The sequence below is a fragment of the Kitasatospora sp. NPDC024654 genome, from assembly GCF_055559155.1.
Window position 1 is genome coordinate 1 of the sequence record NZ_JBVHLF010000143.1, and the last position, 10,268, is coordinate 10,268.

Below are 10,268 nucleotides of genomic sequence, written 5' to 3' on the forward strand. Positions count from 1 at the left end.
CCCACCCGCCTGCGCATACCTCATCCCTACGGCATACCGCAGGGATCATGGACAGTCAGTAGCCCTGAAGACACTGTCAGTTCAACCTGAGTACGCCGCCGCCTCGGGCATCGTGCTGGCCGCGTCGTTGTTGTCCGCGGTGGCACAACCGCTGTTCGGTGCGTTCACCGACCGGTGGGCGATGCCCTGGTTGCTCCCGCTGAGCACGCTCCTCGCAGGGGTGGGGATCGCCCTGAGCGGCCTCGGCGGCAACTACGCGCTCACGCTGGCCTTCGTCGCCGTCTCCGGGATCGGGGTCGCCGCATATCACCCCGAGTCCGCCCGCGTCGCGCGGACGGCCAGCAACGGGGGCCACACCGCGATGAGCTGGTTCTCTGCTGGCGGCAACATCGGCTTCGCCCTGGCGCCCATCATGGCCTCCGCCGTGATCGCCACCGGTGGTCTGCGGCTCACACCGTTTCTCGTGGTGCCGGCCCTCGCGGGCAGTGTGCTGTGCCTGCCCGTTCTGCGCGCACTGGAGAAGACGGCACCCGGCAGTCCCGGCGCCGCCGTGCGGAGGGGGACCGACGACGCGTTCTCCTTCGTGAAGCTCTTGCTGGCCGTGATCTGCCGGTCCATCGTTTTCATTGGTCTGAGCACGTTCATCTCGTTCTACGCGCGGCAGCGCACGGGAGGCGGCACGGCAGCGGGCACCGCCGCGCTGTTCCTGCTCTACCTCGGGGGCGCGGTGGGCACCGTGCTGGGCGGTAACCTGGCCAACCGCTGGGACCGGGTCACCGCCGTGCGCAGGTCGTACCTGATGACCGTCTTCGCCGTTGCGGGGATCGTGTTCGTGCCCGGCCCGGCGATCTACCTGTTCGTGGTCCTGACCTCGGTCGGCCTCTACATCCCGTTCTCACTGCAGGTCACCCTCGGCCAGGACTACCTGCCCACGCGGGTCGGCACTGCCAGCGGTGTCACGCTCGGACTGGCCGTCAGCGTCGGTGGCGTCGCCAGCCCCCTTGTCGGCACTCTCGCCGACGCGACCTCCCTGCGAACGGCCCTGGCCCCACTGGTCGCGATGCCCGCCCTGGCCTGGCTGCTGTTCCGGACCCTGCCCGAACCGTCCGTGCCGAAGCCCGCCGCACCGGCACAGCAGGCCGCAGACGACACCGAGATCGCTCCGTCTCCTGTTCGGTGGATTCAGGGCTGACATTCACCCGGAGCAATCGTGAATACGGTGGATCGGTTTGAGGCCGTTCGTGTCGCGGGGATCTCGGGGCGATCGACGAGGTGGCCGCGTTCGAAGCGGACTCCGGCTCGGACCAGGAGGGCGGCACCTGTGCGGCCCGCACGCATCCGCGCCTCCGGCTCTGCCTGAACCGTGACCTCGTCCATACTCTCTGCGCAACTCTTCCTAATTCAGCGGTCACATCCCAGAACGGGCAGCCGAAAGCGGAGAACAAGGTGCGGGACCGACGCGCGGTGGTGTCCGACAGCGGTACGGGGATCGGCAGGGCGATCACCCGGGAGCTGGCGCGGGCCTCAACGGCGGTGCCGTCCTGGGCCGCTGAGCGGTCCCGGGGGCCGTACCCGCCCCCGAGCAGCCCTGAGGCTCGTCACGCCAGCGCCGCGACAGCTGGGGTGGTCCCGGCCCGGTCGGTCCCGCCCGGCTCGCTCTCTGCCCGGCCGGCCTGGCCCGCCACCAGCTCGCGGTAGCCGGCGCAGCCGGCCAGCAGCTCCTCGTGCGGCCCCATCCCACGCACCCGGCCGTCCTGCAGGAAAACGATCCGGTCGGCGTGCCGCACCGTGGACAACCGGTGGGCGACCACCACCACGGCGTGCTCCCGGGCCGTCCGGTCGACCGCCTGCCGGAGCAACTGTTCGTTGACACCGTCGAGTTGCGAGGTCGGTTCGTCGAGCAGCAGCACCTCGGCGTCCTGCAGCAGCGCCCGGGCGAGGGCCAGGCGCTGGCGCTGACCGCCGGAGAGGTCGACTTCCGCGCCCATCGTGGTGTCCAGCCCCTGCGGCAGCGCCAGGACGCAGTCCACCATGCCCACCTGGGCGAGGGCTCCGTGCAGGTCCTCGTCCGAAACGGGCCGGTCGCAGCCGAGCGTCAGGTTCTCCCGCACGGTTCCGTCGAGCAGGGTGAACGCCTGGTCCACGTAGGCGATCCGGCGGCGCAGCGAGCTCAATGGCCAGCCGGTGACGTCGGTCCCGTGCAGTTCGACACTCCCCTCATCGGGCAGCAGCAGGCGTTCCACCATGCCCAGCACGGTGGACTTCCCGGCGCCGGACGGCCCGACGATCGCGGTCAGGCCGCGGGCCGGAATCGTCAGGCTCACATCGTGCAGCACCGGTTGGTCGCCGTATCCGCCGGCCAGGGCGTGCAGGCGCAGCACGGGGGCGCCGGGCGCCGGGACGGGTTCCGCGGCCGGACCGGGCGCCTCGGTGGGCAGCTCCAGGACGGAGCGGATCCGGGTCTTCGCGGCCAGGCCCGCCTGCAGGCGGCCGAGGCCGGCGGCAAGCACCGTGAGCGGGCTGATCAGCTCGAACAGGTACATCATGAACGCCACGAAGTCGGCCGGGTGCAGCGCGCCGGACGCCAGCCGGGCGCCGCTGCCGGCCAGCACGCCGACGATCGCGACCTGCTGCCCGAGCCCCATCAGCGGGCTGATGAAGGCCATCGAGCGGTCCGCCGCCACGGACGCCCGGGCGGCGGCCTCCGCCGCCCCCACGATGTGCTCCCCGATCCGCTCCTCCGCCCGGTTGGCCTTGATCATCGTGATCGAGGCCAACGCCGAGGTGAGGCGCTGGGACAGCTCGCCCATGGCCTCCTGCTGGGCCTCGGTGCCCCTGCGCACGCCATGGACGAAGACCCCGATCGCCAGGCCCGCCAGCAGGAAGGTCACCGCCACGATGGTCAGCAGCACCCAGTCGAGCATGGCCATGAGGACCAGCGAGACCACCACCACGAGGGCCGAGGCAGGCATGGTGGTGACGCCCGTGTCCACCACCGAGCGCAGCTGGTTCGCATCGGTGGTGACCCGCGCGGTGACGTCTCCGGTGCCCAGCCGGCGCAGGTCGAGTAGCGGCAGGCGCAGGCTGTGGCGCACCAGGCGCCGGCGGGTCTCCAGGATCGTCCACTCGCCGATCTGCTCCAGGACGAACGAGCCCCAGGCGGCGGTCACCGCCGCGCCCACCGCGAGCGCGCCGAACTCCAGCACGTCCACGAGCGCGGAGCGGTGCCGGCCCAGGTCGGTCACCACGTCGCGGACCTGCAGGGGCAACAGCAGCGTGGCGGCCGACGAGGCCAGGATCAGCAGGAAGGCGATCCCGGCCCGCAGGCCGTGGCGGCGGAGCTGGTCGGCGACGAGGCTCGTCCCTCGAGCGCCGCGGGCGGCGGTGGGCATCGGACTCCTAGGTGATGGCGGATGCGGTCGGTCGTGGACGGGGAGTCGGACCGGTTGCCGGTCGGGTCGCGGACGGCGGGTCGGGCCGGTTGGCGGGTGAGGCGGGTTGGCGGGTGAGGCGGGTTGGCGGGTGAGGCGGTTGGCAGGCAGGGCCCGGGCGGCGGGTCAGGCGCAGGCCGAGAGGATGTCGCGCAGGTCGCGGTACGCCTCGTCGATCCCGTGCGCCAGGCCGACGGCGACCGGGTTGAGGACCACCTCGTCCACCCCGGACTCCAGGTAGTGCCGCAGCTCGGCGGCCACCCGCTCGGGCGTGCCGTGGACGAAGACGCCTTCGTCGACCAGTTCCCTGGCGCCGGCGACCGGATCGCGGGGGTCGATGTCGAGGCCGGCGCGGCGCAGCATGTCCGCGTAGTGCGGGGCGGTCAGGTGCCCGGTCGCGCCGTGCTGGGCCAGGACCATCGGGTTGCGCCCCGGGCGCGCCACGGCAGTGTGGACGAAGGTCACCACCCGTGGCCGGGGCCGGGTGCCGGCCGCGCCGGCGTCCAGGGCGGGGACCAGAACGTCCCGCACATACGGGGCCGGTGTCATCCAGGTGAGCGCCGCGTCCGCGACCCGGCCGGCCGCCCGGGCCATCCCGGGGCGCAGCACGCCGGCCCCGATCTGCGGCAGCGGCACGTCCAGCGGGGGCAGGTCCAGGTCGGCGTGGAACAGCGGGCCGGCGTGCCGGGCCGAGCCGTCCCGCAGCAGGGACCGGACGATGCCGATGTACTCCGCCATCGCGGACGCCGGCTTGGCGTACGGGGCGCCGAGCAGGCCGGTGACGAATCCGGGCTCGGCGGCGCCGTAGCCGATCACCGGTGGCCGGCCCGTCAGCCGTGCCAGTGAACGGGCTTGCAGCGCGGCGTCGAAGGGGTGGCGCAGCGCGGCGAGCGCCACGCCGATCCCGACCGGGATGCGGTATCCGGCGCCGGCCAGGAAGGCCAGCACCTGGTGGCTCTCCACCAGCGATGACTGCCCCAGCCACAGCCGGTCCGCCGCGCCGCGCCGGACCAGGTCCGCGAGCGGGCGCAGCGCGTCGGGGTCGCTCACCAGGAACGGGTAAAGGACGGAGATGCGTCGGTCGGTGGTCATGCTCGTTTCCTCACCGGTGCGGCTCGCTTCCTCGGGCCGGGCCGGGCGGCTGCCGGGCCGAGGTGTCGTCGGGGTTCGTCGAGGGTCGGCGGGGTCGACGTCGGGGTCGACGTCGGGACTCGGGGCGCTCACTCGTCGCCGGGCAGCGGCGGGGAGGCTAGGTTACGCGCGGGTTCCGCGGGGTCCGCTCCGGCCTCCCACAGCGCCCGCGCGACCGCTCCGGGCAGGTCGGTACCGGCGGGATCGGCGGCGTGGCGCAGGACGCCCTCCGCGACGGCGTGGGCGCGGTGCCGGCCGAAGCTCAACTCCGGTTCGCCCGGCCGCGGATCGCGCGGGTCCCAGGCGGCCGCCAGCCCGGGGGCCAGGCGGCGGGCCAGCACGGAGGTGGCCGGGGCGATCCCGGGCAGACCGGCCAGCGCGTCCGCGAGCGCCCCGACCAGGGGTGCGGCCCGCTCGCCCAGGTAAACGACGATCGCGTCGCGCCTCGGGTAGGACTCCGGCCGGGACAGCACCTTCGCCTGGTACGGGAGCCGCAGGGCGGCGAGCTGTCGAAGGACGCCGTGCCACACCGCCGGCGCGTCCTCCGGTCGACCCACGTGCAGGTACAGCCGCAGCACCTCGCGAGCGTCCCGCGGCGGCCCGTCCGGCCCGGTGACCAGCAGGAACCCGGGTGAAAGCGCTGGGCGGACGGCGGGCAGCGCGAGCGTCACCCACGTGCCCGGCACCAGTGGTTCCGGACCGCGCACGGCGCCGAGGGGCACCCGGATCCGGACCGCGCCGACCTCGGCGACGAGCCGGCCGCCGTCCGGAGTGCCGACGAGCACGGCGTCGGTCGGGGACTCGGTGTGCGGGGTTGCGGCGGTCAGCCGCGCTTCGAAGGCGGGGCTGCGCCGGGGCATCCGGCCCGGTCCGCCGCGCGGCGCCGCACCGGTGTGCCACTCCTCGTACAGCGCGTCGGTCAGGGCCCGACGCAGCTCCTGGCGGGAGCCCGCAGCGACCTTCCGGCCGCCGATCGAGACGGCCGGCTCGCCGTCGTGCACGGTCAGTTCGGTCAGGGCGGCGTGCAGGGCGACCGGCAGCGGGGCGGATCCGGGTACGGTCATCACTCACTCACCAGTCCGACGGTCTCGACGAAGGCGGCCGGGCGGAGCACCGCGGACCGTCCCACGCCGGCGATCCCGCGGTGCACGGCGGTGAGCGCGGGCGCGTGGGCGGCCGCCGCCAGCACGCGTTCGTACAGGTGCCAGCCGGCGAACGCGACCACGCGTTCGGCGAACCGGGGGTCGAGTTCGGTCCGGGTCTGCCGGTAGCCGCGCCAGAACGCGCTGATCTGCGGTCGCACGGCGGCCAGTTGGGCCGTACCGCTGCGGACGATGGAGCCATGGGCGTCGCCGGCCCGGCCCGCGGCCTCGGAATCGAGTTCGGTGAACATCCGCCAGGCCGAGCGATGCAGCCACTCACCGACGAAGCCGCCGACGTCGCGCGCCCCGTCGTCGGGCCCGAACTCCTCCCAGTCGGTGAGGTACAACTCCCCGTCGCAGAGCAGGAACTGGTCCAGCCGGAGATCGCCGTGTCCGGGCACCCGGGGTGCTTCTGCGGACAGCCCGCGCAAGGTGTCCAGAGCCGCGCCCAGCTTGCGGTCGCGCTGCAACAGCCCCCACACCTCGAGTTCGGCGGCGGTTCCCGTGACGTACTGCTCCAGGGGCAGGGCGATCAGCCGCGAGAAGGTCTCGGGCGTTTCCGACGGGTCGGGCAACTGCCGCTCGAGTCCGTGCAGTTCGGCCACGGCGCGGCCGGCGCGGTGGGCGAGGTTCTCGTCGAACTCGCCGCCGTCGGCCAGCCGGTGTCCGGCGACCGCCTCCGGGATCCGCTCGTAGACCAGCACCAGGGCTTCCCGGTCGGCACCGATCAGCCGCGGCGTCCGCCAGCTGAGCCCGTCCGCGCGGGAGAGCAGCTCCTGGCAGGCGCTCAGGCGGTCGAAGCGGGCGAGGGCCTCGTCCCGGTCATCCCCGTTGAGGCGCTTGACGAAGACCTCGCGGCCGTCCCCGGTGGTTCCACCCCAGTTGTCGTTGCGCCCGGGATGACCCACCAGCCCGTCCGCCAAGAGCGGCCCGAGGCCCAACCGGGCCAGCGCGGCGCGCACTTCGGGTACCTCGTCGAGGGGGGTCGGCTCGACCGCGCCGGGGGGTTGCTTGGTCCGAACCGAGCTCGTCACTGCTGCCATGCCGGTCACCGTAGGCAGTCCGGTCCGCGGGCGACCACCGGCAGGAATTCGCCCGTCCACCCCGGGCCGGGGTAGCACGTCCTTGCCATGGCGGCGGGTTCGGGCCGGCCGGTTGAATTCAGCCCACCGGGATCCCGGCGGAGGTCCGCAGGACGTCCACCGGATCGCCGGGGCACCCTCCCGTCCCAATCTCTCCATGGAGGAACCTCGTCATGCGCGAACGCGAAGAAGAGCTGATGGGCGGTTACGCCGCCTACACCACCCCGAACTCCGCGGTGAAGGCGGTGGACATCACCACACAGGCGACCACCGAGTCGATTCTCTCGCCGGCCGTGTCCGTCAGCCTCATCATGTACAGCATCTGGCACCAGCGTCACCAGAAGTGACAGCCGCGGCCTCGTGCAGCGCTCGGGCAGGCGCCGCGGGAGGTCGGTCGGCTGGTCTCCGTGCAGGCCCGGAACGGCACACCGGTGCCGCTCCGGGCCCGCACGGGTGTCGGGTCCGGACCGAGAGGCGTCAGGGGCGCGCGGGTCCGGCCAGCGCCATGGCCGGCAGGGGACGCGGCGTGGCGTGCACCCAGCGGACCACGTGGACCCGCGAGGAACAGCCGAGCCGCTTCATGATCTCGCGCAGGTGGTTCACGACGGTCCACTCCGAGATCTCCAGGCGCCGGGCGATCTGACGATTGCTCAGGCCATCGGCGACCAGCAGGCTGATTTCTGCCTGCCGAGGCGTCAGAACGACGCCGCCGTAGGGTTCGCCGCCGGCGGCGGCGCCGGCCACCGCGACGGTGCCGGCCGCCGGGCGGGCGTCCGCGCGCGGGCGGTACGCGACCGCCAATCTCTCCACCATCCCGTCGAACGGGGTCCCCGCCCCCTGTCGCAGCGCGGCCAGGAAGTCCTCCTCGCCCAGCAGCGGCCGCAGGTGCTCCTCGATCCGGCCGACCGTGAAGCAGGGCTCGGTGGGCTCACCGAGCAGCTGCCCGCGATGGGTCCGGAACCCGGCCAGCACGGCGACCACGGCGGCCGTGCGTGCGTCGCCGCACGGCAGCAGAGAGTTGCCCGCGATGGCGAGGTGGGCGCCGAGGACGGCCGGCGCGCCGGCGGCGCGCAGCTGTGCCATCGCCTGCCGCTGGAAGTCCTGGGCGGCCACCGGGTCACCTTCGACGGCCGCGACGACGCCGAGGTGCAGCAGCGCGCTGCCCGCGACCAGGGCGTCCTGCCGGCCCAGCGCGCTGGAGAGCGTCCTCGCGGCCAGGTCGGCGGCGGCCGCCACCCGGCCCCGGAGGAGCTCCGCCAGCGCCGCGTCCAGCGAGATCCGATCGGCCTCGTGCCGATGACCGGCGGCCGTGCCGCCCTCGGCGGCCCTGGTCAGCACCTCGGTGGCGCCGCACGGGTCGTTCCGGAAGTCGGCGACGCCGCGCAACCACAGCCGGCGCACGGCCTGCCGGTTCTGCTCCTGCCCGTCCTGCTCCGGCCGCGCGTCCCCGGCCCGCGCCAGCAGGGGGGCCGCCGCCCGGTGCTCGCCCACCCGCAGCAGGGACTCGGCCAGCAGCAGGGCCGAGCGGCTCAGGTCCTCCGGCGCCGCGGCAGAGTGCGCCGCGGTCAGCTGCGCCGGCCGCGGCACGAACACACCGGTCACGCGGCCGTAGGCGAAGGCGTCCTCGGCCAGGTCCAGGGCCTGCGCGACCTGGCCCTCGGCGAGCAGGGTGTCGAGCGCGACCCGGATGTTGCGCTCCTCGCTGTGCCAGGCCGCCACGCCCGATCCCTGGCCACCGCCCCCGCCCTCGACCAGCCGCCTGCTGGCCGCCCGGGCCAGCAGGGCGTAGTAGCGGGCGTGGGCAAGCCGGGCCGCGCGCCGGTCGGCTCCCGGTTCGGGCCCGATGTCGCCGGCGCCCCACGGCAGGTGAAGCCGCACCCGGGACAGTCCACCGAGCAGCCCCGACGGCTGGGCCGACAGCAGCAGCAGGCGCCGGCTGACCAGGCTCGCCACTGCGCCGGCGAACTCCTCCGGGGCCACCTGGGCGACCTCGCGCAGCGCCTCCGAACCGCAGCCCCCGCTGAACAGGCGGGCGTGCGCGAGCAACCGCCGCTCCAGCGGCCCCGGCCCGGGCTGGCGTCGGGGGCTCGCGGCGGCGGCGTCGAAGGCTCCGCCGGGGCCTGTGGAACCGCTCGCACTTGCCGGACCGGCCGAACTTGCCAGACTGGCGGGACCGGCCGGAGCGCCCGCGTCGGCCCGTGCCACGGCGGCCGCGACCACCTCGGGCCCTTCCACGGCGGCGACCCGGGCGACCCGGCAGAGCGCGTCGGGCATCCCCCGCAGATCGGCGCAGGTGCGCGCGATGGCGTACTGGTTGTGCCGGTCGAGCCGGATGTCAGGGTTGACCGCGGCTAACCGGTCCAGGTAGAGCTCCACGGCCGGGACGGCCGCCAACTCGTCGAGGTCGAGCGCGGAGCAGTCGTAGGGCACGCGCAACGGCCCGACCTCGTAGGGAGTCAGGCCCCGCGCGGCCTGCCGGGTCCGCGCGGTGGCCAGCACGCGCCGCCCGCTCGCCGCGGCCTCGGCCAGGGCGGCACGCCGACGCTCCGGCTCCCAGGCCTCCAGCCCGTCGAGGACGGCGGGCGGGGTGCCGGTCCGCCCGTGGTGGGCGGTGGCGACCGCCTCCGCGAGCCGGCTCTTGCCGACTCCGGGCGGACCGTAGAGGAGGACGCCCGGCGTACCGTCAGCGCTCAGCAGCCCTAGAAGATCGGCGATCTCCGTGTCACGTCCGACGAGTTCGCCGAATTCACCGGACTCCCCGTGGACGCTCGGGCGCGGGAGGTGCTGCACCGGCGGCGAATCAGGCGTGTGGGTCATGAAGACTCCGAGACAGTCGGTCAGCTCCGGTCCAAGTGGCAGTCAGCATGCGTGCTCACACCAGGGCATGTCAACTGATATTGAAGCAAAGATGACCACCATTCACTTCAGCTAACGCGCCGTGTCCATGACGAATCCGCCAGCACTTTCCCCGTATCCCGCGCCTGAAGTTCGATGAATATGTGCAGTCTTGTCGGCAGGGCGCGCATGGGACGGCTGATGGCCGAGCTGATATTGACCGATGACAAGCGCGAGACTCTGGTGCGCTGGTCTCGGCGGGCGACGTCCGCGCAGGCGCTGGCCCAGCGGTGCCGGATCGTGCTGGTCTGTGCGGAGGGGCGAAGCCACTTGCCCACCGTCTGCGGCCAGTCGACCCCAGTGTCGTGACCCCGCGGGCGTGGCCGCGAGCGACTGATGGGGTGTCTGCTGTCGGCGGGTCCGCCGCGTTCCGGACCGAGGGGCGGACCCAGAAGGTTGTGCACCGCGCACTCCCGATGATGGGTCCTGGTCAAATTCCAGCCATTGCTGGGTGCACTACCTCACTGCCAGGTCGCTCCGTGCAAGGCTTCGGTACTGAGGCTTGCGGTTCGGGGTGATGTCAGGGCGAGGTGAAGATCAGGCCGGTCTCGCGGATGAAGCCGTTGAGCAGCTCCGTGCGGTACTGC

Annotated in this window: 7 protein-coding genes; 2 read left to right on the top strand and 5 right to left on the bottom strand. The window is 73.6% G+C overall.

Features of this window, described 5'->3' with window-relative positions; genetic code table 11:
• Window positions 1-64: 64 nt before the first annotated feature.
• A complete protein-coding gene (locus ACZ38L_RS36770; RefSeq protein WP_465701947.1) occupies window positions 65-1,192 on the top strand; it encodes an MFS transporter in 1,128 nt (375 codons plus the stop codon).
• A gap of 406 nt (window positions 1,193-1,598) precedes the next feature.
• Here the strand turns inward: ACZ38L_RS36770 and ACZ38L_RS36775 are convergent, their stop codons facing one another.
• The 4 genes from ACZ38L_RS36775 to lxmK form a co-directional block, all read right to left on the bottom strand.
• Window positions 1,599-3,392: an ABC transporter ATP-binding protein gene (locus ACZ38L_RS36775; protein ID WP_465701935.1), complete on the bottom strand. Its 1,794-nt coding sequence runs from the start codon at window positions 3,390-3,392 to the stop codon at window positions 1,599-1,601.
• Window positions 3,393-3,557: 165 nt separating this feature from the next.
• Window positions 3,558-4,523 carry an LLM class flavin-dependent oxidoreductase gene (locus ACZ38L_RS36780; RefSeq protein WP_465701937.1) on the bottom strand — a complete coding sequence of 322 codons (966 nt, stop codon included), beginning with the start codon at window positions 4,521-4,523 and terminating at the stop codon, window positions 3,558-3,560.
• Window positions 4,524-4,651: 128 nt separating this feature from the next.
• The gene (locus ACZ38L_RS36785; RefSeq protein WP_465701939.1) at window positions 4,652-5,626 is read right to left on the bottom strand and encodes a T3SS effector HopA1 family protein; all 975 of its coding nucleotides are present in this window, start codon (window positions 5,624-5,626) and stop codon (window positions 4,652-4,654) included.
• Window positions 5,626-6,747 (bottom strand): class V lanthionine synthetase subunit LxmK, encoded by a 1,122-nt coding sequence (gene lxmK / locus ACZ38L_RS36790; protein WP_465701941.1) that lies wholly within the window; start codon window positions 6,745-6,747, stop codon window positions 5,626-5,628. Before lxmK ends, ACZ38L_RS36785 begins: the two co-directional genes overlap by 1 nt.
• 212 nt (window positions 6,748-6,959) lie before the next feature.
• On the opposite strand from lxmK, the gene ACZ38L_RS36795 reads away from it, so the two are divergent.
• Window positions 6,960-7,133 (top strand): hypothetical protein, encoded by a 174-nt coding sequence (locus tag ACZ38L_RS36795; protein ID WP_465701943.1) that lies wholly within the window; start codon window positions 6,960-6,962, stop codon window positions 7,131-7,133.
• A gap of 130 nt (window positions 7,134-7,263) precedes the next feature.
• Here the strand turns inward: ACZ38L_RS36795 and ACZ38L_RS36800 are convergent, their stop codons facing one another.
• Complete coding sequence (locus ACZ38L_RS36800) at window positions 7,264-9,603, bottom strand: LuxR C-terminal-related transcriptional regulator (protein ID WP_465701945.1); 2,340 nt, start codon at window positions 9,601-9,603, stop codon at window positions 7,264-7,266.
• Between the last annotated feature and the right edge of the window lie 665 nt (window positions 9,604-10,268).

Coding starts and splice junctions, on each gene's coding strand:
- ACZ38L_RS36795 (WP_465701943.1), top strand. CDS start 6,960: ATGCGCGAACGCGAAGAAGAGCTGATGGGCGGTTACGCCGCCTACACC.
- ACZ38L_RS36800 (WP_465701945.1), bottom strand. CDS start 9,603: ATGACCCACACGCCTGATTCGCCGCCGGTGCAGCACCTCCCGCGCCCG.
- ACZ38L_RS36780 (WP_465701937.1), bottom strand. CDS start 4,523: ATGACCACCGACCGACGCATCTCCGTCCTTTACCCGTTCCTGGTGAGC.
- lxmK (WP_465701941.1), bottom strand. CDS start 6,747: ATGGCAGCAGTGACGAGCTCGGTTCGGACCAAGCAACCCCCCGGCGCG.
- ACZ38L_RS36785 (WP_465701939.1), bottom strand. CDS start 5,626: ATGACCGTACCCGGATCCGCCCCGCTGCCGGTCGCCCTGCACGCCGCC.
- ACZ38L_RS36775 (WP_465701935.1), bottom strand. CDS start 3,392: ATGCCCACCGCCGCCCGCGGCGCTCGAGGGACGAGCCTCGTCGCCGAC.